Annotated in this window: 28 protein-coding genes and 2 pseudogenes; 20 read left to right on the plus strand and 10 right to left on the minus strand. The window is 72.5% G+C overall.

Annotated features, from left to right (window positions below):
* Positions 1 to 101 precede the first annotated feature (101 nt).
* Positions 102 to 644 (minus strand): SMI1/KNR4 family protein, encoded by a 543-nt coding sequence (locus tag ACFY04_RS13690; protein ID WP_389116470.1) that lies wholly within the window; start codon positions 642 to 644, stop codon positions 102 to 104.
* A 404-nt stretch (positions 645 to 1048) separates the two neighbouring features.
* On the opposite strand from ACFY04_RS13690, the pseudogene ACFY04_RS13695 reads away from it, so the two are divergent.
* A pseudogene (locus tag ACFY04_RS13695) lies at positions 1049 to 1531 on the plus strand (YdcF family protein); the annotation flags it as partial.
* A gap of 12 nt (positions 1532 to 1543) precedes the next feature.
* Here the strand turns inward: ACFY04_RS13695 and ACFY04_RS13700 are convergent.
* Positions 1544 to 2092: pseudogene (locus ACFY04_RS13700) on the minus strand (ISAzo13 family transposase); the annotation flags it as partial.
* Positions 2093 to 2160: 68 nt separating this feature from the next.
* Between ACFY04_RS13700 and ACFY04_RS13705 the strand changes: the two are divergent.
* Genes ACFY04_RS13705 through ACFY04_RS13720 form a run of 4 tightly spaced genes read left to right on the plus strand, consistent with a single transcriptional unit; the run spans position 2161 to position 5500 of the window.
* Positions 2161 to 2847, plus strand: a complete 687-nt coding sequence (locus ACFY04_RS13705; protein ID WP_389116471.1) for an epimerase — start codon at positions 2161 to 2163, stop codon at positions 2845 to 2847.
* Between the two features lie 57 nt (positions 2848 to 2904).
* The gene (locus tag ACFY04_RS13710) at positions 2905 to 4113 is read left to right on the plus strand and encodes an RNA ligase (RefSeq protein WP_389116473.1); all 1209 of its coding nucleotides are present in this window, start codon (positions 2905 to 2907) and stop codon (positions 4111 to 4113) included.
* A 3-nt stretch (positions 4114 to 4116) separates the two neighbouring features.
* Positions 4117 to 5127, plus strand: coding sequence for an AAA family ATPase (locus ACFY04_RS13715; RefSeq protein ID WP_389116475.1), 1011 nt, complete (start codon positions 4117 to 4119; stop codon positions 5125 to 5127).
* 13 nt (positions 5128 to 5140) lie between these two features.
* Entirely contained in the window at positions 5141 to 5500 is a 360-nt protein-coding gene (locus tag ACFY04_RS13720; RefSeq protein WP_389116477.1) for an NTP pyrophosphohydrolase, read from the plus strand.
* A gap of 58 nt (positions 5501 to 5558) precedes the next feature.
* Here the strand turns inward: ACFY04_RS13720 and ACFY04_RS13725 are convergent, their stop codons facing one another.
* On the minus strand, positions 5559 to 5981 hold the full coding sequence (locus ACFY04_RS13725; protein ID WP_389116478.1) for an SH3 domain-containing protein: 423 nt from the start codon (positions 5979 to 5981) through the stop codon (positions 5559 to 5561).
* A 215-nt stretch (positions 5982 to 6196) separates the two neighbouring features.
* On the opposite strand from ACFY04_RS13725, the gene ACFY04_RS13730 reads away from it, so the two are divergent.
* Together ACFY04_RS13730 and ACFY04_RS13735 are read left to right on the plus strand one after the other, a co-directional pair.
* The gene (locus ACFY04_RS13730; protein ID WP_030717675.1) at positions 6197 to 6571 is read left to right on the plus strand and encodes a YbjQ family protein; all 375 of its coding nucleotides are present in this window, start codon (positions 6197 to 6199) and stop codon (positions 6569 to 6571) included.
* 63 nt (positions 6572 to 6634) lie between these two features.
* The gene (locus ACFY04_RS13735) at positions 6635 to 7135 is read left to right on the plus strand and encodes a GNAT family N-acetyltransferase (protein WP_389116480.1); all 501 of its coding nucleotides are present in this window, start codon (positions 6635 to 6637) and stop codon (positions 7133 to 7135) included.
* A gap of 64 nt (positions 7136 to 7199) precedes the next feature.
* Here the strand turns inward: ACFY04_RS13735 and ACFY04_RS13740 are convergent, their stop codons facing one another.
* Positions 7200 to 9008 (minus strand): serine/threonine-protein kinase, encoded by a 1809-nt coding sequence (locus tag ACFY04_RS13740; RefSeq protein WP_389116482.1) that lies wholly within the window; start codon positions 9006 to 9008, stop codon positions 7200 to 7202.
* Positions 9009 to 9128: 120 nt separating this feature from the next.
* Here ACFY04_RS13740 and ACFY04_RS13745 point away from each other — a divergent pair, with 120 nt between their 5' ends.
* Both ACFY04_RS13745 and ACFY04_RS13750 read left to right on the plus strand, forming a co-directional pair.
* Complete coding sequence (locus ACFY04_RS13745) at positions 9129 to 9758, plus strand: class I SAM-dependent methyltransferase (protein ID WP_389116484.1); 630 nt, start codon at positions 9129 to 9131, stop codon at positions 9756 to 9758.
* Between the two features lie 121 nt (positions 9759 to 9879).
* Positions 9880 to 10272 (plus strand): hypothetical protein, encoded by a 393-nt coding sequence (locus ACFY04_RS13750; protein WP_389116487.1) that lies wholly within the window; start codon positions 9880 to 9882, stop codon positions 10270 to 10272.
* On the opposite strand, the gene ACFY04_RS13755 is transcribed toward ACFY04_RS13750, so the two are convergent.
* On the minus strand, positions 10256 to 11266 hold the full coding sequence (locus ACFY04_RS13755; protein ID WP_389116488.1) for a DMT family transporter: 1011 nt from the start codon (positions 11264 to 11266) through the stop codon (positions 10256 to 10258). The genes ACFY04_RS13750 and ACFY04_RS13755 overlap by 17 nt on opposite strands.
* Positions 11267 to 11295: 29 nt before the next feature.
* Here ACFY04_RS13755 and ACFY04_RS13760 point away from each other — a divergent pair, with 29 nt between their 5' ends.
* From ACFY04_RS13760 to ACFY04_RS13775, 4 genes are read left to right on the plus strand one after another with little or no spacing between them, the layout of a single operon-like run.
* Positions 11296 to 12825 carry a PLP-dependent aminotransferase family protein gene (locus ACFY04_RS13760; protein ID WP_389116490.1) on the plus strand — a complete coding sequence of 510 codons (1530 nt, stop codon included), beginning with the start codon at positions 11296 to 11298 and terminating at the stop codon, positions 12823 to 12825.
* Positions 12826 to 12868: 43 nt separating this feature from the next.
* Positions 12869 to 13318: an LPXTG cell wall anchor domain-containing protein gene (locus tag ACFY04_RS13765; RefSeq protein WP_389116491.1), complete on the plus strand. Its 450-nt coding sequence runs from the start codon at positions 12869 to 12871 to the stop codon at positions 13316 to 13318.
* Between the two features lie 8 nt (positions 13319 to 13326).
* Positions 13327 to 14001 carry an RNA polymerase sigma factor gene (locus ACFY04_RS13770; RefSeq protein ID WP_389116492.1) on the plus strand — a complete coding sequence of 225 codons (675 nt, stop codon included), beginning with the start codon at positions 13327 to 13329 and terminating at the stop codon, positions 13999 to 14001.
* The gene (locus ACFY04_RS13775) at positions 13998 to 14492 is read left to right on the plus strand and encodes a hypothetical protein (RefSeq protein WP_389116493.1); all 495 of its coding nucleotides are present in this window, start codon (positions 13998 to 14000) and stop codon (positions 14490 to 14492) included. The genes ACFY04_RS13770 and ACFY04_RS13775 overlap by 4 nt, the downstream gene beginning before the upstream one ends.
* 13 nt (positions 14493 to 14505) lie before the next feature.
* Here ACFY04_RS13775 and ACFY04_RS13780 read toward each other — a convergent pair whose 3' ends face one another.
* The gene (locus ACFY04_RS13780; RefSeq protein ID WP_389116494.1) at positions 14506 to 14958 is read right to left on the minus strand and encodes a MarR family winged helix-turn-helix transcriptional regulator; all 453 of its coding nucleotides are present in this window, start codon (positions 14956 to 14958) and stop codon (positions 14506 to 14508) included.
* Positions 14959 to 15211: 253 nt separating this feature from the next.
* Between ACFY04_RS13780 and ACFY04_RS13785 the strand changes: the two genes are divergently transcribed.
* From ACFY04_RS13785 to ACFY04_RS13795, 3 genes are all read left to right on the plus strand, one after another.
* Positions 15212 to 16462, plus strand: coding sequence for an MFS transporter (locus tag ACFY04_RS13785; protein WP_389116495.1), 1251 nt, complete (start codon positions 15212 to 15214; stop codon positions 16460 to 16462).
* 68 nt (positions 16463 to 16530) lie between these two features.
* Positions 16531 to 16971: a heme-binding protein gene (locus tag ACFY04_RS13790; RefSeq protein WP_389116496.1), complete on the plus strand. Its 441-nt coding sequence runs from the start codon at positions 16531 to 16533 to the stop codon at positions 16969 to 16971.
* A 59-nt stretch (positions 16972 to 17030) separates the two neighbouring features.
* Positions 17031 to 18674, plus strand: a complete 1644-nt coding sequence (locus ACFY04_RS13795; RefSeq protein ID WP_389116497.1) for a glycoside hydrolase family 20 protein — start codon at positions 17031 to 17033, stop codon at positions 18672 to 18674.
* 56 nt (positions 18675 to 18730) lie between these two features.
* Here ACFY04_RS13795 and ACFY04_RS13800 read toward each other — a convergent pair whose 3' ends face one another.
* Complete coding sequence (locus ACFY04_RS13800; protein ID WP_314247688.1) at positions 18731 to 19039, minus strand: DUF3040 domain-containing protein; 309 nt, start codon at positions 19037 to 19039, stop codon at positions 18731 to 18733.
* Positions 19040 to 19153: 114 nt separating this feature from the next.
* Positions 19154 to 19969, minus strand: a complete 816-nt coding sequence (locus ACFY04_RS13805) for an endonuclease I family protein (RefSeq protein WP_389116498.1) — start codon at positions 19967 to 19969, stop codon at positions 19154 to 19156.
* A gap of 218 nt (positions 19970 to 20187) precedes the next feature.
* Between ACFY04_RS13805 and ACFY04_RS13810 the strand changes: the two genes are divergently transcribed.
* Complete coding sequence (locus tag ACFY04_RS13810; RefSeq protein ID WP_202197863.1) at positions 20188 to 20754, plus strand: DJ-1/PfpI family protein; 567 nt, start codon at positions 20188 to 20190, stop codon at positions 20752 to 20754.
* Positions 20755 to 20932: 178 nt separating this feature from the next.
* Here ACFY04_RS13810 and ACFY04_RS13815 read toward each other — a convergent pair whose 3' ends face one another.
* Positions 20933 to 21751: a glutamate ABC transporter substrate-binding protein gene (locus ACFY04_RS13815; protein WP_389116499.1), complete on the minus strand. Its 819-nt coding sequence runs from the start codon at positions 21749 to 21751 to the stop codon at positions 20933 to 20935.
* Positions 21752 to 22197: 446 nt separating this feature from the next.
* Here ACFY04_RS13815 and ACFY04_RS13820 point away from each other — a divergent pair, with 446 nt between their 5' ends.
* Positions 22198 to 22740 carry a TerD family protein gene (locus tag ACFY04_RS13820; protein ID WP_389116500.1) on the plus strand — a complete coding sequence of 181 codons (543 nt, stop codon included), beginning with the start codon at positions 22198 to 22200 and terminating at the stop codon, positions 22738 to 22740.
* A gap of 157 nt (positions 22741 to 22897) precedes the next feature.
* Here ACFY04_RS13820 and ACFY04_RS13825 read toward each other — a convergent pair whose 3' ends face one another.
* Positions 22898 to 23530, minus strand: coding sequence for a TetR/AcrR family transcriptional regulator (locus tag ACFY04_RS13825; protein ID WP_389116502.1), 633 nt, complete (start codon positions 23528 to 23530; stop codon positions 22898 to 22900).
* A gap of 153 nt (positions 23531 to 23683) precedes the next feature.
* On the opposite strand from ACFY04_RS13825, the gene ACFY04_RS13830 reads away from it, so the two are divergent.
* Complete coding sequence (locus ACFY04_RS13830) at positions 23684 to 24544, plus strand: phosphatase PAP2 family protein (protein WP_389116503.1); 861 nt, start codon at positions 23684 to 23686, stop codon at positions 24542 to 24544.
* Positions 24541 to 25431 (plus strand): hypothetical protein, encoded by an 891-nt coding sequence (locus ACFY04_RS13835; protein WP_389116504.1) that lies wholly within the window; start codon positions 24541 to 24543, stop codon positions 25429 to 25431. Before ACFY04_RS13830 ends, ACFY04_RS13835 begins: the two co-directional genes overlap by 4 nt.
* The last annotated feature ends 36 nt before the right edge of the window (positions 25432 to 25467 follow it).

The raw sequence follows: 25467 nt of genomic DNA on the forward strand, positions 1-25467 counted from the left end.
TCGACGTATACACCGCACCCACACCTTAACCGGACAATGATACGGCCCCCCCGGCGGTTCTTGGGTTCGGGGGGCCACTTCTGTTTCACGGCGTCGCGGCATCACGACCAGACAAGTCGCCCATCGGCAACAGAACAGGCCGGATAGTCCCCTGCGCCGATCCTGGTCAGCATCTCCGCCACGGAGTCGAAGTAGTGGGCCAATGACGGGTACTCGCCGGTGATCGTTGGCTCACCCACGAACCATTTGCCGATACGTCCGTCCGTCCCATCGATGAACCGCCCCGTCCAGGCATCCTGATCCGACAGGAACGGGATCCACTCCTCACGCCATTCGCTTCCACCGGACAAGGGGTGGTTGGCGTAGAGCTTCTCCATCGCCCGGATGCCCAGAAAGAAGCTCGCCTCGTCCGGGAACCCGGCGTAACCGCAGCAGGCGACGTCGTCATCCACGTCGTCCTCGGGGAGATCCAGGTTGTTCTGCGCCAGCCACACCCGCAGGTCCTGAGGCAAGGAGACACTCATGCGCTCCTCGGCGGCCGCGAGTACCCGCTCCGGGGCCGGGCCGGGCAGGTCCGCGTGATCGGCCGGCGCATGTGCCCGGAGGAGATTCATGACGCGGAACCAGCTCTCCACCACACTCATTCCCCGCTGCCCCTCTCTGCACGGATGCGCTATGCCACTCAACGGGCTCGCCCACTGTAACCGTATAGCACTGCGGGCCGGTCAAAGCGCCCCCGCGCTCCTGGAGCCTACGCTCTCTGCGGTTTGCGTCCCTTGCCCCATCTGCCATGCGGCCTGTTCCGGTCCTGGGCCGACATCACAGCATCGAACTGGGCTTTGGTGGTTACTGCTCGTGGCTCAGGTGCGAGTGTGGTCGCAGCCGATCGCCACGGGACAGCCGATGCCCAGCCGCCCACGGGCATGGGTCTCTGAGGCTGACCCCGTGGAGTGGACACCCTGACAATGGATCTTGCTGGTCCAGGGAGGGATGTCCAGGTGGGACGCAGGTCTCCGTACTCGGAGGAGTTCAGGAAGGATGCTGTCGCGTGTTCACCGGCGGCAACAGCCCCACCACCGCCAAGGTCTTCCCGCGCGGGGAGGCCGTCCACTTTCGCGAGCACGCCCTCGGACTCGGCGTCCCCGACGAACCGATCCTCGTCGAGCCGAACGCCGCCAACACCGGCCAGAACATCACCCTCAGCCGCGACCTCCTAGCCGCGAACGGCATCACCCCGAAGACCGTCCTGTTGGTCTCCAAGCCGTATATGGAGCGACGGTCTTTCGCCACTGCCCGCAAGCTGTGGCCCGAGGTCGAGATCATCTGTGCCTCGGAGCCACTCGAGCTGGACGACTACCTCAAGAGCATCGGCGACGAGAAGCTCGTCTTGGACATGCTCGTCGGTGATCTCCAGCGGGTGATCGAATATCCGAAGAACGGGTTCGCCATCGCCCAGGATGTCCCGGAGGACGTGCATGACGCGTACGAATCCCTCATCCGCGACGGCTTCACCAGCCGCCTCATCTCCTGACTTCCCGGCGCCGGGCGGGCTGTGTGCCCGGTGCTCGCGGGCTTGCTCGTTGAGGTAACGGAACTGCGCGTCCCGGTCCACGTGCTGGCTGCCCTCGAGCGTCTTGGCGTTGGCCTGCAGGCTGAAGCCTTCCTCCCGCAGCAGACCGGCGACGGTGTCGGCACTGACCCGGTGTCCAGCGCGGGCCAGTTCCTTCGCGAGTGCGCGGGTCGACTTCACCGTCCAGCGCAGCGGCGACATCGGGTCACCCCGCACATCCGGCTCGACCAGCGCCAGCAGAGCCGGCCGCAGCCCCGGATCGAGATCCGCAACCGGCTTGCGGCCCCCGCCCGGACGCCGCACCCGCCCCAGAGGCTCCTCACCAGCCTCCAGCTCGAACACACCCTTGCGGACCGTCGTCTCGCTCACCGCGGCCGCCAACGCGACGGCCCGGACGCCGCCGTGCCCCAGGACACGGGCCTCGGCAGCCATCAACAACCGACGCTGCCGCTCGTCCAGATGCGGGAACAACACCGCGAACTTCACAGAGAGTTGCCTACGAGTCTCGTCCGGGATGCGCATACCAGACCAACGAGCCCCAGCACGGGAAGCAACACCTTGATTCCCTGCAAGCCCTTAGGCTGCCCTCCGTGAACGTCATCCTCTTCGGTGCGACCGGCATGCTCGGCCGGGGCGTCCTGCGCGAATGCCTGCGCGACGATGCGGTCGAGAGCGTCGTCGCCGTCGGACGCACCCCGCTCGGCGTCAGCCACCCCAAGCTGCGCGAGTGCGTCCAGGGCGATCCGTCCGACCTGGCCGCCGCCGGGATCGACCCGGCCGCGTACGACGCCTGCTTCTTCTGCCTCGGGGTCTCCTCCGTCGGCATGAAGGAGGAGGCGTACCGGCGCGTCACCTACGACCTGACGCTCGCCGTCGCCCGGCCGATGGCCGCCGCCCATCCCGGCATGACCTTCGTCTACGTCTCCGGCGAGGGCACGGACAGCACCGAGCAGGGCCGTTCCATGTGGGCCCGGGTCAAGGGGAAGACCGAGAACGACCTGCTGGAACTCCCCTTCCGCGCCTACATGTTCCGCCCCGGCATCGTCCAGCCGGTGCGCGGCGTGCCCTCCAAGGCCCGCCTGTCCCGGGTGTTCTACGCCGTCCTCGGCCCCCTGGTCCCCCTGGTGCGGCGGGTCGCCCCGAACCTCGTCATCACCTCCGAGGCCTTCGGCCGCGCCATGATCGCCGTCGCCACGCCCGGCACCGAGATCCCCGGCCACATCCTGCGGCCCGCCGACATCAACCGCCTGGGCACTGCGCCGACCAGGCATAATTGACTACCGGGCACACCCTCCCGCACGTGAGAATGAGCCATCTCAAACCGGGAGGACCCCATGAGCCAGGAGACCCTGACTCTGCATGACCTGCTGCCCGCACAGGCGCTTGCGGACTCGATCGACGCCGGGTACGTGACCCGCAAGTCGCACCCCGAACTGCCGCTGTCCATCTACACCTACACACGGACGGCCCAGTACGAACGCGTCTGGAACGACGTCACCACGCGCTGCCGCGGACTCGTCGCCGACGACAACACCGGCGCGATCGTCGCTCTGCCGCTGCCGAAGTTCTTCAACGTCGGCGAGCACGAGTCGGGGCAGCCGTACGCCCCCGCCCTCCCGGACGAGCCGTTCGAGGTCTACGACAAGGTCGACGGCAGCCTCGCCGTCGTCTTCCACTACGCGGGCCGCTGGCGGGTCGCCTCCAAGGGGTCCTTCATCAGCGCCCAGGCGACCTGGGCGCAGCGCCTGCTCGACGGCCGGAACACCGCGGCCCTGCGCCCCGGCACCACCTACCTCGCCGAGATCCTGTACCCGCAGAACCGCATCGTCGTCGACTACGGCGACCGCCGGGACCTCGTCCTCCTCGCTGCCTTCGGCCAGGACGGCACCGAGGTCCCGCTCACCGAGGCCGCGTCCCACTGGGAGGGAATCGGCTCCGTCGTCACGGTCTGGCCCGCCATGCCCATCGGCGAGCTGATCGCGCTCACCGAGTCCAACACCCTGCCCGGCGGCGCCCCGGCGACCGGCACCCAGGCGGAGGGCTTCGTGCTGCGCTTCGCCTCCGGTGTGCGCGCGAAGGCCAAGCTGGCCGAGTACGTACGGCTCCACCGCGTGCTCACCAAGGTCACCGAGCGGGACATCTGGCGCGCCCACGGCATCCAGCGGTTCGCCGGCCTGCCCGTCAAGCAGCTGGCCCAGGGCCTCGGCACCACGGTCGCCGAGATCGAGGCCTCGGTCGGCAAGCCGCTCGACGCGCTGCTGGACCAGGTGCCCGACGAGTTCGACGCGTGGGTGCGCGAGGTGATCGAGCGGATCGAGAGCGAGGCCGCGCGGCGCGAGCGCGCCAACGACGAGGCGTACGCGGGACTCGTGCATCTGGCCGCCGACCGGGGGGCCTTCGCCCGGGCCGTGAAGACACTGCCCGACCGGGAGGTCCGGGCCGCGATGTTCCTGCGCCTGGACGGGCGGTCCACGGAACTGGCCGTATGGCGCAACGTGCGGCCGGAGACGTCCGACCCCTTCACGAACGACGAGGAGAACTGACCCGTGTCCGAAGAGACACCCGAGAACACGGCCGCGACCGCAGACGCGACCGCGGCCGTGGCCGCCGCCGAGGAGGCCCCGCTGCCCGTCGTGCACGTCATGACGGGCCTGCCGGCCTCCGGCAAGACGACGGCCGCGCGCGCCCTGCAGGCCGCGGCCGGTGGCCGCATACGCCGCGTCAACCTCGACGACCTGCGGCTCATGCTCGACCTCCCGGACCCCGCGCGGGGCCGTAGCTTCAAGCACGAGCAGACCGTGCTGACCGTCCAGGACGCGGCGGTCCGCGCGGCGGTCGACGGCGGTTTCGACGTCGTCGTCGACAACACCCACCTGACCAAGAACATCCCCAAGCGGCTCAAGGCGGCGGTCGGCGGTCTCGCGACCTTCGTCGTGCACGACTTCACCGACGTCCCGCTGGAGGAGTGCCTGCGCCGGGACGCCGCGCGCGAGCGCCAGGTCGGCGAGGAGATCATCCGCATCCTGGCCGAGAAGCACGAGAAGGCCCGGCGGGGAGGCTGGCGGCTGACGTCGGAGTGGATGAACGGCGGGGCGAGCGGGGTGGCCGCTCCGCCCGTGACGGAGTACGTCCCCGACCCGGCCCTGCCGGCGGCGGTGATGTGCGACATCGACGGCACGCTGGCGCTGACCGGCGACCGGGGCCCCTACGACTTCTCGCGCTGCGAGCTCGACCTGCTCAACGAGCCGGTGCGGCACGCGCTCGACGCCTTCCGGCGCGCCGACGGCGACGTGGTCGTGCTCCTGTCGGGGCGCGGCGAGGAGCACCGTCCGCAGACGGAGTCCTGGCTGCGGCGCCACGAGGTGCCGTACGACGAGCTGTGGATGCGCGCGGCGGGCGACACGCGCCGCGACGACGTGGTGAAGGCGGAGCTGTTCGACAGGCATGTGCGCCACCGGTACGCGGTACGGGTCTCGCTCGACGACCGGGACCGGGTGGTCGCGATCTGGCGCCGGATGGGCCTGCCCACCTGGCAGGTCAACTACGGCGACTTCTGAGGGCCCGGCCGCCGTGGACGCCGTGCGGAGCGTGCTGATCGTGGACGGTGCGAACGTCGTCGGCTCGGTGCCGGACGGCTGGTGGCGGGACCGGCGGGGCGCGGCCGTCCGGCTGCGCGACCTGCTGGCCGGCCGGGGCGGGGACGAGGAGATCGTCCTCGTCGTCGAAGGCGCCGCCCGGGGCGTCGAGTCCGTTCCCGGCGTACGGGTGGACTCGGCGCCCGGGAGCGGTGACGACCGGATCGTGGAGCTGGCCGCCGCGTATGCAGCGCGTGGCTGTGTCGTGGTCACGGCCGACCGCGAACTGCGGGAACGGGTCCGGGCGTACGGCGTGGAGTGCGTGGGGCCGCGTGCCGTACGTCCGGTGGACTGACGGCTGACCTGCCTGCCTGCCTACCTGCCTGCCCGGCTATCGGCCGGCCGGGACCGGGTCAGCGGCAGTACTTCACCTCGGAGAGGTTCTTGACGTAGCGGGCGGAGACCCAGCGCTCCTTGTCGTAGGCGCGCTTGGGCGCCTGGGCGTCGTGCTCCCAGTTGTTGTTCTTGTCGGCCAGGCGGTACCAGATGCGGTTGCCGTCGACCTTGTCACCGTACTTCTTGCACTCGATCTCGACCTTGCTGTTCGGGTACACGTGGCCGAGGGACTGCGCGTGGGTGCTCGGCTTGCTGCGGACCGTCAGCGGGCCCTTCGACACGACCTTTCCGATGACGTACGCGGACCCCCCTCCGACGACGATCTCCCGCGGCGGCTGGTTCTCCGGACCGTCGTCGGCGACGGCGGCGCCCGCTCCGACCAGACCGAGAACCAGGCTGCCGGTGACGAGAGCGAGGGTGGTTCTGGTGGGCTTCAGCATGAGCCGGCTCCTCTACGAAGACATCCACCCGGCCGCGACGCGCGGCACGGGGCGGCAACCAGGCGGTCGCCAGGGACGACTATGACGAGGGCGGGGCGCGTAGCCCCGGTGGCTCACCGTCTTTTAACCCGATATGACCAATTCGCCCCATCGGAGTGCGTGGCTGTGCCCGCCCCGGGGTGCGGGCGGTGGCGGCCCGGGCGAGAGTGGGTGCCATGGGTATCGATGACTACGGCGGCGGCGCCGGCGCACACGAGAGCGGCGTACTCGTCGTGACGACCAACGACGTCCCCGGCTACCGGGTCGAGCGCGTCATCGGCGAGGTCTTCGGCCTCACCGTCCGCTCGCGCCACCTGGGCAGCCAGATCGGCGCGGGCCTGAAGTCGATGATCGGCGGTGAACTGAAGGGCCTCACCAAGACCCTGGTGGAGACCCGGAACCAGGCCATGGACCGGCTCATCGAGCAGGCGAAGGCCCGCGGCGGCAACGCCGTGCTGATGATGCGCTTCGACGTCACCGACGCCCAGGACGTCGGGACCGAGGTGTGCGCGTACGGAACGGCCGTCGTCCTCGTCCCCGCCTCCACCTGACCCCTCCCCCGGCCCCCCGCCCCCGGCCCCCGAGGGTGCGCACCGGGATGCGATGCTCCCTGCGTGAGCGAACCACGTGAGGTTGTCATCGTCCGCCGGCCGGGTCGTGACCTTTGTGCCCAGGACGGGTTGGCCGGGCTGCTGACCGCCTACCATCTGCGGACGCAGGAGGAGAAGGGTGAGGCCGTCGCCGGCGTGGACGCACTGCCCGACCGCTACCGCGCGGAGATCGCGGATCCGCAGCTGGCCTTCGCCCGCGACGCCGTGCTGCTGGCATCGATCGGGGACACCGCGGTGGGCTGCCTGGTGGTGGCCGCCCCCGTGGACGGGCGGTCCGAGGTCAAGAGGCTCTGGACGGTTCCCGAGTTCCGCGGGCTGGGCATCGCGCGCCGTCTCGTCGGCGCCGCGCTGACGCACGCCGAGGACAGCGGCCTCGGCGCCGTCCGGCTCTCGGTGTGGCAGTGGCGGGCAGGCGCGATCGCGCTGTACGAACGGCTCGGATTCACCGTCACCGGGTCGTGGGACGAGCGGGACCGGCTGGTCTGCATGGAACGTTCCGTGTGAGGGGAACGCCGCCGCAGATGAGCCGGTCCGGCCCGTCGGGCTCACGCCCCGCCCGCGGCCGGGCCTACCGCTTCCAGAGGGTCACTTCGGTGAGGTAGGTCGGGACCATGTGGTTCTTGTCGGTCGAGGGTTCGAGGCTGACGATCTTCACCATGGCCAGATTGCCCTTGGACGTGACGGTGCACAGCAGGTCGCCCTGGACGATGGTGCTGTCCGCGCCGGTGACGTCCGCCTCCCGCAGCTGGTTGGGGATGGGGTCGGTGGCGGCCCCGGTCTCGCACTGTTCGGGGGTGGGACCCTTGCTCTTGCCGAAGGAGGTCGAGGTCCGGATCCCGTCGTATCCCATCGTCAGCTCCTGGTCCGACGAGCTGATCTCGCCGGTCGTGGCCACCTTGGGGAAGTCGAGGTCGACGTCGTTGTACTTGCCGAACTCCCTGGGCGCCAGGAGCTTCAACGGCTTGTCCTTGAACACCGCGGTGTAGGTGCGCCCGGAGGGCGAGGCGGAGGCCGAGGACGAGGCGGAGGGTGTCGAGCCGCCGGACTGCGCCGCGGGCGCCGCGTCCTTCGGGGCGTCCGCCGTCTTCTCCTTGCCGTCGCCCGCGGTCTGCTTCGCGCCGCTGTCGTCCTCGCGCGTGAGGTACCAGGTGCCGCCCGCGGCGAGGGCGACGGCCAGGACACCCGCGCCGACGACCAGCGGCACACGGCTGCGGCGCGCCACGGGTGCGGATGCGGCCGGTCCGGCCGGTGCGCCGTAGGCCGGGGCGGCGTAGGCGGGTGCGGCGGTGGGCGCGCCGTACAGCGGCGGGTGCGGGCCGCCCGCGTGGCCCGGGCCCTGGGTCGGCGCGTACGCCGGGGGGACCGGCCCGGACGCCTGCGTGGGCGCGTAGGCGGGCGGGGCCGGGGCGTGCGCAGGTGCCGGGACGTACGTCGGGGACGGGACCGGCGCCTGGGCCTGGGCCTGCGCCGACCGCTCGCGCCGGGCGATCTCCGCGGCCAGCGGCGCGGGCAGCCAGCCGTCGAAGTCACGCAGTTCCCGGCCCGCAGCCCGGCCGCACCACTCGGCGAGCTCGGCCGGGCTGGGCCGCTGGTCGGCATCGGAGTGCAGGCAGCGCTCCAGCAGCTGGCGCAGCGGCTCCGGATAGCCGCTCAGGTCCGGCGCCTGCTGGGGGGTGTTGGCTATCGCGGCGGCGATCGAGAGGCCCCCGCCGTCGCCGTACGGGTGGCGGCCGGTGGCCACGACCGCCGCGATCAGACCCAGCGCGAAGACATCGGTCGCCGCGGTGACCGTCCGGCCGAGCGCGTGCTCGGGCGACATGTACTGCGGCGTCCCGATGAACCCGCCGCTGCGCGTCAGCTGGGTGGTGTCGGTGGCCCGCGCGATACCGAAGTCGATCACCCACGGGCCGTTCGAACCGAGCAGGATGTTGCTCGGCTTGAGGTCGCGGTGCACCACCGAGGCGGCGTGGATGGAGTGCAGGGCCTGGGCCGTGCAGCCGATCAGCTGGAACACCGCGGGAAGCGGCAGCGGACCGTGCGTCGCGAGGGCGTCGTCGAGCGCCAGACCCGGCACGAACGCGGTGGCCAGCCACGGCTGTTCACCACTGGTGTCGTGGTCGAGCACCGGCACGATGTGGTACCCCTGCACGCGGCGGGCCGCCTGTACCTCGCGTTCGAAGCGGACCCGGAAGTCCTGCTCCTGGGCGAACTCGCGGCGGATGACCTTCAGGGCGACCGGCTGGTTCCCGCGGGTCCGCGAGAGGTAGACGGAACCCATACCGCCTTCGCCGATCCTCGCGAGCAGCCGGTAGCCGGCTATCTCCTGCGGATCCTCCGGACCGAGCGGTCTCAGTACGGCGTCGTCGGTGTTGGACATGGGCTCCCCCTTGATGATCACTGACCTCAGATCCTAACGGGGGGCGTCGCCTGCCACGGCACCACGGCACCACGGCACCACGGCGGTACGGTGGTGCTCCGGAGGCGAAGGGGCGGCCCGATGAGTCAACGCAAGTCGGCGGCAGAGGTGTTCGACGATCTGGGGGAGCGCTACGAGGAGGTGTTCGGGCGGGTTCCCGGCCAACTGGCGGCCCTGGACTGGCTCACCGGCCGACTGCCCGCCGGAGCAAGGGTGTTGGACGTGGGCAGCGGCACCGGACGGCCCACCGCCGAGACTCTGGTCCGGGCCGGCTGCGCCGTCACCGGCATCGACGTCTCGGCGGCCATGGTCGAACTGGCCCGCGCCAGGGTCCCGCAGGCCCGCTTCGAGCAGGCCGACGTACGGACCTACACGCCCGAGCGGGCCGGCTTCGACGCGGTGTGCTCCTTCTTCCCGCTGCTGGTGATGGACCAGCCGGAGGTCGCGGAGGCACTGGACCGCATGGCGTCCTGGGTGGCGCCGGGCGGGTACTTCGTGATGGCCACGGTGCCGGGGGACATCCGGGGCCTGGACATCGAGTGGATGGGCCACGAGGTCACCGTCAGCAGCCTCTCCACGGCGGACCACCTGGCCAGGCTCGCCGGCCTGGGCCTGGAGGTGCTGCACCACCACACCGCGCACTTCCAGCCCGCCGACGACCGGGCGGGCCCCGAGGAGCACCTCTTCTGCTACGCGCGCCGGAGCGTCTGAGGGTCTGAGGGGGTTGTCGGATCCGGCCGGTGAGAGTGCCGCTGCCCCGGGCGAGCGACGGCCGTTCAGCGCGGGCCGTGGACGGGTTCCCTCTTCACGGACGGGTGGTCACACTGGGCTGATGACGGAGACGGACCTAGAGTGGGAGGCACGCGTCCGGCACGCCTCGGAAGCCGACAGCCGAGGCCGGTCCATCAACTCCTGGGTTCCTCCCGTCGAGGAGCTGCTGTGGCGCACGGCACGAGCCAGTGCGCTCGCGCGCTTCTTCCCCTTCTCCAGCCACAACTCCCTGCGCCTCGCGACGAGCTCCGACTTCGCGACCGCCGACAACCTGGGCCCCTGCATCCTGTACTGCTACGACGACTTCAAGGTCCCGGACCGCAGACCGGAGTACTGGGTCTGGGACGTCTGGCCGCAGGACCTGTTGCGCAAGCCCGTCCTGCGGACCTACGACGTCCACGCCGCGGTACGCGAGCTGGAGCGGCTGACCGCAGACTTCACGCCGGCAGAGTAGGACGTGCGCCCTCCCGCGGGGCACGGTCCGGACGCAGGCCCGCGGCCAGCCCCGCGATCACCACCAGCAGGCCCAGCCACACCGCCGGGCCCGGGACCCCGCTGCCCGTGAGGACCCCCGCACCGGCCGCGGCCAGGGGCGCGATCCCGGCCAGCAGGCCGGCGCGGCCGGCGCCCACGGCGGCCACCGTGCGGTACCAGAGCAGGAAGGCCACCGCCGTCACCATGACGGCGAGGTAGCCGGCGGCCGCCCACTGGGCCCGCCCCAGCGACGACAGCTCCGCCGGACTCTCGAAGGCGACCGCGAGCCCCGCCAGCATCAGCGCACCCAGCCACACCGCGTGCACGGACACCCCCCACGCCCCGTGCCGGCGCAGCACCGGCACCGCGAGCAGGGTGAAGGCGGCCTCGCAGCCCAGCGCGAGGGCCGCCCAGGCCACCCCCGCGGCGTCCGTCCGGCCCGTCCCCTCGACCAGTACCGCCCCGGCCACCACCACCGGAGCCGCCAGCAGCACCCGACGGCTGGGCCGCCGCCCTTCGAGGAAAGGACCGAGCAGACCCAGCAGGATTGGCACGGAGGCCACCGCGACGGCGATGACGGCCGGTTCGGCGTGCGCCACCCCGCGGACCACGGCCACGTTGAACAGCACCAGCCCGGTCGCCGCGATCCCGGAAAGCCACAGCCACTCCCGGCCCCGCGGCCGGTGGATCGTCACCCGGGCGGCCCGGGCCAGACCGAACAGCAGCAGCGCGGCGGCCGCGTACCGGACGGCCTGGGTGGCGAACAGCGGGGCGTCGACGAGCGCCCGCGAGACCGTGACGCTGCTGCCGACCAGCGCCATCCCCGCGATCCCCGGAACCAGGTCACGGAACGCGGTGGAGGCGGCGGGAGAGGCGGAGCCGGCGGGAGAGGCGGAGGCGGACGTGGCGGTCGAGGCGGGCGTGGGGGCGGAGGCGGAGGCGGGCGTGGGGGCGGAGGCGGGCTGTGTCTGCATGGAAGCCAGCGTGGCTCCACAATGGCCCCATGAGCAGGTCCAATGAAGGCGCCATCGAGGGGTCCAAAAGCCGGAGCGGCTCGGACTTCCTCCAGCTCGACGTCGGCCAGGCCCCACCGGGCGGCCGCACCGAATGGCTGGCGGGCCGGCTCCGCGCAGCCATCGCCGACGGCACCCTCCCGGTCGGCAGCCGGCTCCCGGCCAGCCGTGTCCTCGCCGCCGAACTCCGCGTCTCCCGGGGGCTCGTCACCGAGGCCTACCAGCGCCTCGCCGAGACCGGCCAGGTCAGCGGCCGGGGCCGGGGCGGCACCGTGGTCGTCGCCGCCCCACCACCGGTGGCCACCGCCTCCCGCCCACCGGAGCGCGGCGGGCTCGTGGACGCCCTGCGCGCCGTACCGTGCCGGATCGACCTCTCGCCCGGGGTGCCCGACCTCACCGCGTTCCCGCGTACGGCCTGGCTGCAGGCCGAGCGCCGGGTCCTCGCCTCGCTCACCCCGGCCGACTTCGGCTACGGGAACCCCCAGGGCGCGCCCGCACTGCGCGAGGCGGTCGTCGGCTGGCTGGCCCGGAACCGGGGGATCCGGGCCGACCCCGACGAGGTGGTCGTCGTCGCGGGCGTCGCCCAGGCGCTGGCGCTGCTGGCGCACGTCCTGCGGGAGGAAGGCGTCCACCGGATCGCGGTGGAGGCCCCGGGCTCGCTGGGCGCCCGGCAGCAGTTGGAGTACGGGCGGCTGGAGCCGGTCCCCGTACGGGTGGACGAGGCCGGGCTGGACGTGGCCGCACTGCGGGCGAGCGGGGCCGGTGCCGTCCTGCTCACCCCGGCGCACCAGTTCCCGACCGGGGTGGTCCTCGACGGCGAGCGCCGCCGCGACCTGCTGGGCTGGGCGGCCGCCGGGGGACTGGTCATCGAGGACGACTACGACGCCGAGCACCGCTACGACCGGGCCCCCGTCCCCGCCCTGCGCGCCCTGCTGCCCGAGGCGGTCTGCTACGCGGGCAGCGTGTCCAAGCTCCTCGCCCCCGCCCTGCGCCTGGGCTGGCTGCTGGTCCCGCCGCGCCTGCGCGACGCCGTGACCGCCGCCAAGCGCTACGCCGACCTCGGCAATCCGGTCCTCGCCCAGCTGGTCCTCGCCCGGCTGATGGACTCGGGCGAGCTGGAACGGCACCTGCGCCACGTCCGGCGCCGCCACCGCCGCCGCCGCGACGCCATGCTCCGGGCCGTCGCCGAGCTGATGCCCGGCGCCCGGGTGCACGGCGCGGCGGCCGGGCTGCACCTGATGGTCACCTTCGACGGCGCCGGCTTCGACGACACGGCCCTGGCCTCGGCGGCCCTGGCCCTGGGGGTCAAGACCCACCCGCTGTCCTGGCACCGGGTCAGGCCCGGCCCACCGGGCCTGATCCTCGGCTACGCCGCCGGCTCGGCCGGAGAGATCGAAGAGGGCATCGCCACCCTGGCCACGGCCCTGGGGCGGGTCGTCGGCGGGCCTCCGGAAACCGGCCGGAAAGTTTTTCCGGAACGGCGGCAACCTCCCGGGGGGTCGCGCGTCGTGCGGGGGTGAAGGGCGCAGTCCCGTGTCCTCGACCCGACCGTGGAGAACCACCGTGAAGAACCTGAAGCGTGTCCCCCTGGCCTTCCGCCGGACGGCCGTCACCGCTGCCGCCGCCGGAGTGGCCGTCGCCCTCGCCGGTCCCGCCTTCGCCGCGGGCGGCAGCTCGGCCACGCCCTCCCCGTCGGTCAGCGTGCCCGCCGGCGCCTCGCCCACGGCGGGCGGGCCCAAGCCCTCCCCGTCGGTGAGCACCCCGCCGAGCGCGGCCCCCAGCGCGTCCCCGAGCGCGTCCCCGAGCGCGGCCCCCGGCGTCGTCGCACCGGCCCCGGGTTCGAGCGCCAGGCCCAGTGCGTCGCCCTCCGAGCCCGCCGCCGCGCCCGGCGCGGCGGAGCTCGCGCATACTGGCTCCTCGGCGACGACCATCGCCATGGGGGCGGGGGCCACGGGTCTCGTCCTCGCCGGCGCGGGAGCCCTGTACGCCGTACGGCGCCGCGCGAACAGCTGAGGAATCCCGTGCTCCGACTCGCATCACCCGTCGGCCCCCTCACGCCCGGCTTCGGCCGGGCGTGGCGGGGCCTTTGGTCGTTGCTGCGCGGGGAGCGTTCCGCCCCGCCGGTCTCCCCGCGGTCGTACGGCTCCTCGTACGGGTCCTCGTACGGCTCCTCGTCCACGTACGACCACACGGCCCACGGTGACCAGCGGCCGCCCACCGTCACCGAGCTCTACCACGCGCACCGGCTGCGGATGGTCCGGCTCGCGGTGCTGCTCGTCGACGACCTGGCCACCGCCGAGGACGTGGTCCAGGACGCGTTCACCGCCCTCTACCGGCGGCACGGGGAGCAGATCACCGAGGTCGACAACGCGCTGGGCTACCTGCGCACCGCGGTGGTCAACACCTCCCGCTCGGTGCTGCGCCGCCGGCGCACCGTCCGGGCCTGGACCCCGCCGGCGGCGGCCGACATACCGTCCGCCGAGGACCACGTGGTCCTGGACGAGGCACACCGCGAGGTGCTCGCCGCGCTGGGACGGCTCACGCCGCGCCGCCGCCAGGTGCTGGTGCTGCGGTACTGGGCCGATCTCAGCGAGGCGGAGATCGCGGCCACCCTCGGGATCAGCCGGGGAGCGGTGAAGTCCAACGCGAGCCGCGGTCTGGACGCCCTGGAACGGATTCTGGAGGGACGGATATGACGCGTGACGGCGAACGCCTCACCGAGCGGCCCGTCGAGCGCCGGCTGCGGCAGGCCCTCGACGCGCGTGCGGACAGCATCGACGTCCGCCGGCTGCGGCCCGCGGAGCCGCCGGGGGCGCACCTGGGACGGCTGCCGATGGCCGGGCTGCGGCGGTTCGCGCTGCCGCTGGCGGGCCTGGCGGCGGCCGCGGCGGCCGCCGGGATCGGCTACCTGCTGCTCGCCCCGGATCCGTCGCCCGGCCCGGGTCTGCCGGCCACCCCGCCGCGGATCACGACCCCCGGCCCGTCCCCGCAGGACCCGACGTCACCCGGCCCGCGGCCCTCCGGATCCGGGCGCCCGACCCCGTCCGTGTCCTCGCCCCCCACCGGGTCGGTGAGCCCCTCGGTCCCGGTCTCACCCAGGGCATCGGGGTCGCAGCCCCCGTCGGCGAGCCCGTCCGGCGCGCGGGGAGGCATCGTCACGTCCTCGCCGTCGCCGAGCAGGACCTAGCGGGGCCGCTGGGTCAGCCCCGGAGGTTCTCCACCGCCGTGACCAGCGGGGCGAGTTCAGGTGTGCGCGAGGCCTCGTCCAGGGCCTCGCGCAGGGCGGTGTCATTGGTGGGGCGGGCCGCGGCCAGGAGGGTCAGGCCCGCCTCGCTGACGTTGGTGTAGATGCCCCGCCGGTCGGTGTCGCAGATGTAGCGGTTCAGCAGGCCGCGGTCCTCCAGCCTGCTCACCAGCCGGGTCGTCGCGCTCTGGCTGAGCACCACCGAGTCGGCGACCTGGTGCATCCGCAGGTGCCCGCCCGGGCCGTTGTGCTGGCGGCTGAGGACGTCGAGCAGCGCGTACTCGCGCACGCTGAGGCCGTGGCCGGCCTGCAGGGCCCGTTCGATGTGCGCCTCGATCCGCCCGTGCAGGAGGGAGAGGGCGCACCAGCCCTGGGAGAGGGCGGTGAGCGCGCTGTCCGTGGCCGTCATGGGCTCCTCCGTCGAAGCGTCCCGGCGTCCCGGGCCGGGATGTGTGTGTGACCACCAGGATAGTCCACATGCGCAATAGCCCGCGCTTGCAAATATCCCGCGTCTGCAATTAATGTGGACGCATGCAAGCGGCGATCGCAACCAATTGCCCCCGATCACCCCGATCGCCCTTGACGGCTCTCGATCGCGATCGCGCCGTCGTGTCGCCCCGCGCACCCCGCACCACCCCCTCCCCTGAAGGACACCTCCCCCCATGCCTCTCGCACTCCTCGCCCTCGCCGTCGGGGCCTTCGGGATCGGCACCACCGAATTCGTGATCATGGGCCTGCTCCCCGAGGTCGCCGGTACGTACGGGGTCTCGATCCCGACCGCCGGCTTCCTGGTCACCGGCTACGCCCTCGGCGTCGTCCTCGGCGCGCCCCTCATGACCGTGCTCGGCACCCGCATTCCCCGCAAGCGCATGCTGATGCTGCTCATGGGCCTTTTCATCGCGGGCAACGTGCTCTCCGCCCTCGCCCCCGCCTTCGGCGTCATGCTCGCCGGCCGTGTCGTCGCCTCACTCGCCCACGGCGCCTTCTTCGGCATCGGCGCGGTCGTCGCCGCCGAACTCGTCGCCCCCGAGAAGAAGGCCGGCGCGATCGCCATGATGTTCACCGGACTGACGGTCGCCAACGTCGTCGGCGTCCCCCTCGGCACGTTCGTCGGGCAGACCCTCGGCTGGCGCGTCACCTTCCTGATCGTCGCCGCGCTCGGCGTCGCCGGCCTGCTCGGCATCGCCCGGCTGGTACCCGAGCTGCCCCGGCCCGAGGGCGGGGTACGGATCCGCCGCGAGCTCGCCGCCTTCCGCAACGTCCAGGTACTGCTCGCGATGGCGATGACCGTCCTCGGCTTCGGCGGCGTCTTCGCCGCGATCACCTACATCACGCCGATGATGACCGGCGTCGCCGGATTCGCCGACTCCTCCGTCACCTGGCTCCTCGTCCTCTTCGGCCTGGGCATGGTCGCCGGCAACCTCATCGGCGGCCGCTACGCCGACCGCGCGCTGATGCCGATGCTGTACGTGGCCCTGGGCGCCCTGGCCGTCACCCTCGCCGTCTTCACCCTCACCGCCCACACCAAGGCCGGCGCGGCCGTCACCCTCGTACTGATCGGCGCCCTCGGTTTCGCCACCGTGCCGCCGCTCCAGAAGCGCGTCCTGGACCAGGCCGCAGGGGCGCCCACCCTGGCCTCGGCCGTCAACATCGGCGCCTTCAACCTCGGCAACGCCCTCGCCGCCTGGCTCGGCGGGCTGGTGATCGCCGCCGGATTCGGCTGGACCGCCCCCAACTGGGTCGGCGCGGCGCTGGCCGCCTCCGCCCTGGTGCTCGCCCTCGTCTCCGGCGCGCTGGAACGCCGTACGACGCGGCGCGCGGCCCGCGCCGACCGGGGCACGGCCGTGGCGGCCGGCGCACCCGTGGCGGCCGAGGCGCCCGAAGCCACCGTGGCCGTCCCCGCCCACCGCTGAGCCACCCCCGTCCCCCGTACGCACGCACCCCCCTGCGTACGCACCACCCCCGCAAGGAGAAACACCGCATGTCCACCCCCGCCTCCACCCCCACCCGCACCGCCGTCGCCCCCCTGACCACCGAGGACGCCGAACTGCTCGTCGCCACCGCCCAGGCCGCCGCCCAAGCGGCCGGGGTCACGGTCAGCGTCACCGTCCTCGACGCCGGCGGCCACCTGCTCGCCTTCCGCCGCGACGACCGCGCCGTACTGATCTCCGGCGAAACCAGCACCCGCAAGGCCTACACCGCGCTGCAGCTGAACGCGCCCACCGCCGAGCTGGTCGAGGCCGTCCGGCCCGGCGGTCCGTTCCACACCCTGCCCACGGCCCTCGACCGGCCCCTGCTGTTCATCGCGGGCGGGCTGCCCGTCCACCGCGACGGCCGCCTCATCGGCGCCATCGGCGTCGGCGGCGGCGCCCCCGGGCAGGACCACGGCTTCGCCGCCGCCGCGCGGGACGCCCTCGTCTGAGACCGCCGGGTCGCGCGCCCGTGTCCCCCGTGCCACGTTGGTACGGGGGACACGGGCACATGATGAGCAGACCGAGACGGCACAAGAGGATCCGCACCATCGCGACGGCAACGGTCGCCGCGCTGGTCACCCTTGCCCTCCCGGGCTGCACGGCCGCCTCGGACGAGGCGCGCGCCCGCGGCCCCGCCGACTCCTCCACCGCCTCCTCCTCCACGACGGCGGCGCGCCCGGCCGAAGCCGCCCCCACCCCCACCCCCACGCCGACCCCCTCCTACCCCCTGTCCACCGCCCCGCGCACCATCCCGGCGGTACGCGAGCACGTACCCGCCCGCGGCCCCGGCTGGAAGCCCACCCCCGACGCCCGCGTGGTCGTCGCCCCGGACGACACCGCCGCGCTCGCCGACGAGGCCAAGCTGCTCGCCGGTGAACTGCGCATCGGATACGGGGAGTCGGCGGCGCCGCGCGCCGGGGACGTGGAGCTGTCCCTGGACGCGGGGGCCGCGGGAGGGCCCGAGTCGTACACCCTCGACGTCAAGGACGGCCGCGTCCGGATCAACGGCCCCGACCAGGCCGGGGTCTTCTACGGCACCCGCACCCTCAAGCAGGCCGTCAAGAGCGCCGGTTCGGCGCCCGAGGGCACCGTGCGCGACGCCCCCGCCAAGCCGCAGCGCGGCCTCAACCTCGACATAGCCCGCAAGCACTTCTCCCCGGACTGGATCGAGGACCGGCTGCGCGAGATGGCCGACCTCAAGCTCAACCAGCTCGGCCTGCACTTCTCCGACGACCAGGCCTTCCGCATCCAGTCCGACACGCACCCCGAGATCGTCTCCACCCCGCACCTCACCAAGGCCCAGGTACGCGGGATCAACGCGCTCGCCGCCCGGCTGCACATCACGGTGGTTCCCGAGATCGACTCGCCCGGCCACCTCGGCGCGGTCCTGCGCGCCCATCCCGACCTGCAGCTGCGCGACACGCAGGGGCGGGCGGTCAAGGGGGCCGTGGACATATCGAACCCGGCGTCGGCCAAGCTCGTGGACGATCTGCTGCGCGAGTACATTCCGCTCTTCCCCGGCGGGGCCTGGCACCTGGGCGCCGACGAGTACCAGGCGCTGGTCTACCGGGACCCGCAGGCCTCCTTCCCCCAGCTCGCCCGTGCCGCCCAGCAGCGGTACGGGCCCTCGGCGCGGGTCCAGGACCTGGCGACGGGCTGGCTGAACGACCGCGCCGACGTGGTCCGGCCGTCGGGGAAGGCGCTCAAGGCGTGGAACGACGGGTTCTTCGCGGGCGGGGTGACGAGCGCCGCCAAGGACATCCAGGTCGAGTACTGGACCGGCAAGGAGAACGGCGCCCGGCCGCCGCTGGAGTACCTGCGCGAGGGCCGCAAGCTGGTCAACCTCAACGACGAGTTCCTCTACTACGTGCTGGGGGAGCCCAACCAGTTCACGTACCCCACCGGGAAGCGGATCTACGAACAGTGGACCCCGCTCGTCCTGCGCGGCACGACCCCCGTCCCGGCCTCGTACGGGCCGCAGATCCTGGGCGGGCGCCTCGCCATCTGGAGCGACCTGGCCGGCGCCCAGACCCAGGCGCAGGTGGCCGCGGGCATCCAGGCTCCGCTGGCCGCGCTCTCCCAGAAGGTGTGGGACGCGCGCACCCCCCAGCTGCCCTGGACCGACTTCAAGGCCCTCGCCGACCGGCTCTGACCGGCTCTGACCGGCTCCTCGGGCTGCGCGTTCCCCCGCTCTCCGCGGGGCTGTGTCTACGGCCGCCCCGTACGGTCGACGCGCTGCCGGCGGCGCTGGAGCCACTGGCCGACCAGCGGCAGCGCCAGGATCACCGCCGACGTCCAGACGGCGGCGAAAACCCAGATCAGGAGCCGGGAGACGGTGACCGAGGCCGCCACGAACAGCACCGCCGCCACCACACCGAGCAGCCAGGCGGCCACGGTGCGGTGACGCCGGTGCGACGTGGACCGCAGGATCCGGTCGAGGGAACGGTCACCCTTGAGTTCGGCCTCGATCGCGGAGAGGGCGCGCTGCTCGCGATCGGAGAGTCCGGCTCCGTCCATCACGACGTACCTCCGCCGGCTGCTGCCGTCGGGCGCGGGTCGCAGCCTCTGGCCAGGGAATACCCTGCCTGACGCCGCCCAACCCCCGGAGGACGCCGCGACTGCGGGCCCCGGTCACCAGATGGAGTTGACCCACTCCGGGTGGTCGATGAACGGGTTGCGGTTGTGCTGGAACTGGTCGAATATGACCTGGTTCCGGCGCTGCTCGAAGGCGTCCGGCGGGTCCATCTGGTTCCACTGCTTCAGCAGGCTGATCCGGCCGAAGAGAGGCGCGGAACCATTGTTGACCTTGTCGTTCAGCTCCAGGTCCGCGAAGCCGTCACCACCGTCGTAGCGGACGGCCATGTACAGCAGCATCCGCGCCACGTCGCCCTTGACGGCGTCACGCGGCTCGAAGGAGTCGGCGTCGGTCAGGCTGCCCGGTGCCTCGCCGACCGGGCTGCCGCCCTTGTCGAAGTCCTTGTTGCCGCGGGTGCTGTTGACGGTGACGTCCTCCGGGCGCAGGTGGTGCAGGTCGGTGCCGGGGCCGGTGGCGGTGCCGAAGTCGCCGTGGCTCTTGGCCCAGACGTGCTCGCGGTTCCAGTCGTTGGCCCCGCCGCCGTTCGTCGCCTTGGACTGGGAGCGGCCGGAGTAGACCAGGATGACGTTGCTGGGGTTCGCCGGGTCCTGGTCGGTCACCTTCAGGGCGTTCCACACGCCCTCGTAGGTCACCTTGGACTGGTTCTTGATGATGTTGTGCAGGGCGGTCTTCAGCGCGGGCCCGGTCTTGCCCTGGGCGCTCGCGTAGTAGTCCGCATACGGGTCCGCGGCGGCGGCCGCCGGGTTCTCCGTGGCGGTCGGGCGCTGCTGGCCGGCGGCCGCGGCCGCCGGTACGGCGAACAGGGCGGCGGCGAGGCCGGCCGCCCAGGGGGTCAGGCGCGAGATTCTCATCGGGTGGGGGGTACCTCTCCATACGCACCGTCCCCGCCCGGGGAATTGGCGGAGTGTCAGTGGCAGAGCGAGGGTCACATTGTCATGTGCCGAACAGGTGAAAACCACGTGTCGGGAGTGGGGGATCTTCGTGTGTGCCGGTCGCGCGCGGCGGGCAGGGTAGCGGTGGCCCCCGGCGGGGCCGGAGCGACCATGACCAGCCCTATCGGGAGCAGCCCATGGCAGTGAAGATCCTCATCGTGACCGGCGACGCGGCCGAGTCGCTGGAGGTCCTGTATCCGTACCAGCGCCTGCGCGAGGAGGGGTACGAGGTCCACATCGCGGCGCCGCAGGTGAAGAAACTGCGGTTCGTGGTCCATGACTTCGAGGAGGGCTTCGACACCTACACCGAGAAGCCCGGCTACACCTGGCCCGCCGACCTGGCCTTCGCGGACGTCGTCACCGAGGACTACGCGGCCCTGGTCGTCCCGGGCGGCCGGGCGCCGGAATACCTGCGCAACGACCCCGAAGTACGCCGGATCCTGGCCGCCTTCGCGGAATCCGACAAGCCGATCGCCCAGATCTGCCACGGCCCGCTCATCACGGCCGCGGCCGGGGGCCTGGCCGGCCGCCGGGTGACCGCGTACCCGGCGCTGGAGCTGGACATGAAGGCGGCCGGGGCCGAGTTCGAGGACTCCGAGACCGTGGTCGACGGCACCCTGGTCTCGGCCCGGGCCTGGCCGGACCACTCGCGCTGGATGCGGGAGTTCCTGACGGTGCTGCGCGGCAAGGCCCCGGTGGCCTGAGCGGGATCACGGATCACCGATCACGGATCACACAGGCGGCCGTGACCCCCGTGCGAGGGGTCACGGCCGTCGGGTCGTGCCGGCGGGCGGCGCTTTCGAGCCGGACGGGAGCGCGCCGCCCATCAGGGGCCGGGCGCGGCCGCCCGAGGGCCGGGCGCGGCCGCCGCCGCGACGGAGGTCAGCTCACGGGGGTGATCGCCGGGGCCGGCTCGTACCTGTAGTTCTCGCCGAAGTTCTTCTTCACGGCCGTCTCCCAGGAGCCGTCCGCGACCATCTTCTTCAGCGCGTCGTTGATCTTGCGCTGGAGCTCCTTGTTGCCCTTCTTGACGCCGATGCCGTAGTTCTCGTTGCTCAGGTTCTGGCCGAGCAGCTTGAACTTGTTCTCGTTGCCCTTCCGGGCGGCGTACCCGGCCAGGATGGAGTTGTCGGTGGTCATGGCGTCGACCCGGCTCTCCTGGAGCGCGACGACGCAGTCCGCGTAGCCGGCCATCTCCAGCAGGCCCGCCTTGGGTGCGAGGTTCTTGCGGAGGTTCTCGGCCGAGGTGGAGCCGGAGACCGAGCACAGGCTCTTCGAATTGAGGTCCTCGGCCTTGGTGATCGAACCGTCGCCGGCGCGCGTCAGCAGGTCCTGGTGCGCGACGAAATACGGTCCGGCGAAGTCAACCTTCTCCTTGCGCTTCTCATTGATCGAATAGCTCGCGACGACGAACTTGACCTCGTTGTACTGGAGCAGCAGCTCGCGGTCGTTGCTGTAGACCTGCTTGAATTCGATCTTGTCCGACTTGTAGCCGAGTTCCTTGGCCACGTACGTGGCGACGTCGACGTCGAATCCGGTGAAGGTGCCGTCGGTCTCCCGCATGCCTATGCCGGGCTGGTCGAACTTGATGCCGATGGCGAGGGTCCCGCCCCCCTGGTCCCCGTCGTCGAAGACGCACCCGGAGGCGGTCAGGGCGATCGCGATCACTGCGGCGACCGCACCGGCCTGGGGAACCTTCATGCTGCACTCTTTCCTGGGGGAACGCGGGACGCGCCACCGGGATCGCCGGAGGCGTGTTTGACCGCGCGCATATGGGGGACGTAGGGACGCGTGTACGAGGAAGCTAGGAAGCGGAACGGCTTACCGTCACTAGATTTGAGCAAAACTTGAGGATAACGATCCGGTCAGCCGCAGATCGTGCGGTTGACGCGGGTCGGATTGGGGGAAGGGGGCGGGCGCGGGAACGGGTTCGGCGCGACGGGACGGGAATGCGTCGGTATTCCGCGAAGGGGTGCAAATCGGTTTTGTCCGTATGGCGGAGCTGCCCGGATCCGGTACGGCTCGCACACCCGCCGGGCCGGGTGGCCGAACCGGCCGGAATGGCCGGAAACGCACGATCGTTCAGGCCGGGCCGGGGGCGCGTGGGATCATGGACGCGCAATGCCCGTGAACGAAGGGGGAGTTCGGTGACCGGTGTACGCAAGGGGCTGGCCAAGGTGGAGTTCGCGCTGCGGTGGGACCCCAGCGCGACGGGCACGCCCGCGAACGACCTCGACATAGTCGCCGCGGTCTACGGCGCCGCGGATCTCCACGGGACGCCCGTCCAGCTCGTGCACTTCGGCAGCCGGTCGCCCGACGGAACCGTCACCCTGAACCGGGACAGTCACACCGGCCAGGGCTTCGGCTTCGACGAGGTGATGACCATCGAGCTGGACCGGATGGCGCCGGAGTCGAGCCGGGTGGTGGTCGGCGTGGTCATCCAGAACACCGACGCCGGCGTCGCGGGCCGTACGAAGACCTTCGCCGACATCGGCGGCGCCGGATTCCGGATCCGCGAGGGCCACACCGACCTCGCCCAGGGTGACTTCGCGGCCGTGACCGCCGCCACCGCGGCCACCGTCGCCGAGTTCACCCGCGACGCGTCCGGCCCCTGGTCCTTCGACCTGCGGCTGCACGGCTTCGAAGCCGACCCGGAGGCGTTCGCCCGGACCATGGGCGCGCTCCGCTGAGACCGGCCGTCCGGGCCGGTGCGGAGCCGCGCGGACCCGGCGGCGGCCACTCCTGGGGTGAGTGGTCGCCGCCCGGTCCGGGTGGCGCGCTGCCGCCGTCCCCACGAGGCAGCGCGGGCAGGTCGCCGTCAGGTCATCAGGACGGCGGCCCGCCGGTTCAGGGGGCCCGGTCGGCCGGGGGGCCGGTGGGGCGGGAAGGCGTGAGACCCAGGGACGGGAGCATCACGGCGTCGACGAACCGGACCAGGTAGTCGGCGTCCGCGTACCGCCCCTCCAGCACCGGCCGGATCCGGAGCACGCCCATCAGCTGGGCGGGCAGGAACTCCACGGCCGGATGGTCCGCGGCGATCTCGCCGCGCGCCACGGCCCGTCCGACCATCTCGGCGAACGCGGCCAGCTCCGGCTCGACCAGCGCCTCGCGCAGGGCGGCCTGGAGTTCCTCGTCACTGAGCACGGCGTGCCCGAGAGCCTGCGTCAGCCGGGTGTCCCTGCCTGAGGTCCCGGCCGCGATCCGGGCCGCCTCGCGCAGATCGCCGGCCAGTGACCCGGTGTCCACGGCGACGAGAGTGCCACGGCGGCCCGCGCGCAGGGCGGCGGCGACGAGCTGGGGCTTGGTCTTCCACTGCCGGTAGAGCGTCGACTTGCCGCAGCTGGCCCGGGCGGCGACGCCCTCCATGGTCAGGGCCTCGTAGCCGTGCTCGCGCAGCTGCTCCAGCACGGCGTCGTAGAACTCCTGCTCACGCTCCGGGGTGATCTTGGAGCGGCGCGCGGGGGACGGTGTCGACGTCATGGATGCGGCTCTCCTCGGGGGCGCCTCGGCGGCAGGTTCCACTACGGAAGTGTACGGGAACGCGACCGTATCGGTACACCAGCGTATCGATACGCCAATGTATCGATACACTGGCGTGTCGCTGTGCGCGTAAACAGGAAGAGAGACCGGGGGATGAGCTCCCACACCACACCTGCCGGGCCGGCAGCCGGACCGAGAGCCGCGCGCCGCCGCCTCATACGCGAGCTGCTGCTCGTCGCGGGCTTCTTCACCGTCTACAAGGCGGGCCGGCTGCTCTCGACCGACCGCACCGAGGAGGCCTTCCGCAACGCGGCGCGGATATGGGACGCCGAGCGCTTCCTGCACCTGCCCGGCGAGGGCGCGATACAGCGGCTGCTGCTGCACGGGGACGCCCTCGTCACCACCGCGAACACCTACTACGCGGGCGTCCACTTCCCCGCGACCGCACTCTTCCTGATCTGGCTCTACATCCGCCGCCCCGCCCACTACCTGTGGACGCGCCGCGTACTCGCCGGACTCACCGGAGCCGCCCTCGCCCTGCACCTGGCCTTCCCGCTCGCGCCCCCGCGACTGCTCGACGCCGCGCGGCTCATCGACACCGCACAGGTCTACGGGCCCACCGTCTACAAGGCCGCACCGGCCGAGGACACCCTGGCGAACCAGTTCGCCGCCATGCCCTCACTGCACTTCGGCTGGGCGCTGATGCTCGCGCTCGGCATGATCGCCGCCACCTCCTCCCGGTGGCGCTTCCTGTGGCTGCTGCACCCGCTGCTGACCCTGCTCGTGATAGTCGGCACCGCCAACCACTACTGGCTCGACGCCGTCGTGGCCGCCGTCCTGCTGTGGGCGGCCCTGCTGCTCATCCCGAAGCCTCGAACGAGCGAGCCGGATCCGGACCAGGGCGCGGGCCCGGCCCCGGACCGGAGAACGGGCTCGGAGCCCGGCCAGGACATCCCCGTACAAGGCCTGCCGCGCCCGCGGAGCGCGGACGCGGCCGTAGGAGCCGGACAATGAACGACACCGCCCTCGCCGTCGGACTCTGCCTGGCTTCGGCCGTGGCCTACGCGGCCGCCGCCGTCGCCCAGGAACGGCTAGCCCGGGCCGCCGTCGCGCGCAGCGCCAAGGCCCTGCTGGGCTCCGGCGCCTGGTGGTGGTCGGCAGGGCTGAACGCCGCCGCCGCGCTGCTGCACGCGGCGGCCCTGCGGTACGGCCCCCTCACCCTGGTGCAGCCGCTCGGGGCGCTCACCCTGGTGGCCGCCGTCCCGCTCGGGGCGCGCAGGTCCGGCCGCCGGGTGGCGGCCACCGAATGGCGGGGCACCCTGGCCACCGTCACCGGGCTCGGCCTGCTGCTGCTCCCGGCCTCCGGGCCGGCCCCCGACGACACCCTCACGCTGATCGAGGCGCTGGCCGTCTCCGGCGCGACCATCGCCGTGATCCTGATGCTGACCGCGGAGAAGGACCCGCGCTCGGGCCTGCGCCACGCGACCGCCTCCGGACTGGCCTCCGCGGCAGCCTCCGCCCTGACCCAGACGGTGGCTGTCGCGGCCGGTCGCGGCGGAGCCCTGCTCAGCGTCCGGGTCGTCTCCGTGGCCCTGCTCGTCATGGTGTTCGCCGTCGGCGGGATGCTCCTGTCGCAGCGGGCCTACCGCGGCGGACTGGGCGCCCCGCTGGCCGTGGTGAACCTTGCCAACCCGCTGGCCGCGGCCGCCATCGGCATGGTCCTGCTCGGTGAACGACTGCAGGGCGGACTGCCGGGGCTGCTGCTGGCCGGCGCCGGAGCCTTCCTGGCGGCGCGCGGGGTGGTCCTGCTCACCCGGACGCCCTCCACCGGCGCGGGCCCGGGTGCCGGCCCCGTCACAGGCGCCGAGCTCCCCCTGCCGGCCGGCCGCGTGGCGGTCTGAGCGGCGGAGAACCGATCCGCCGCCGGGCGCGTCCTC

The sequence above is a fragment of the Streptomyces sp. NPDC001549 genome (genome assembly GCF_042894025.1).
GTDB classification, from domain to species: domain Bacteria; phylum Actinomycetota; class Actinomycetes; order Streptomycetales; family Streptomycetaceae; genus Streptomyces; species Streptomyces kutzneri.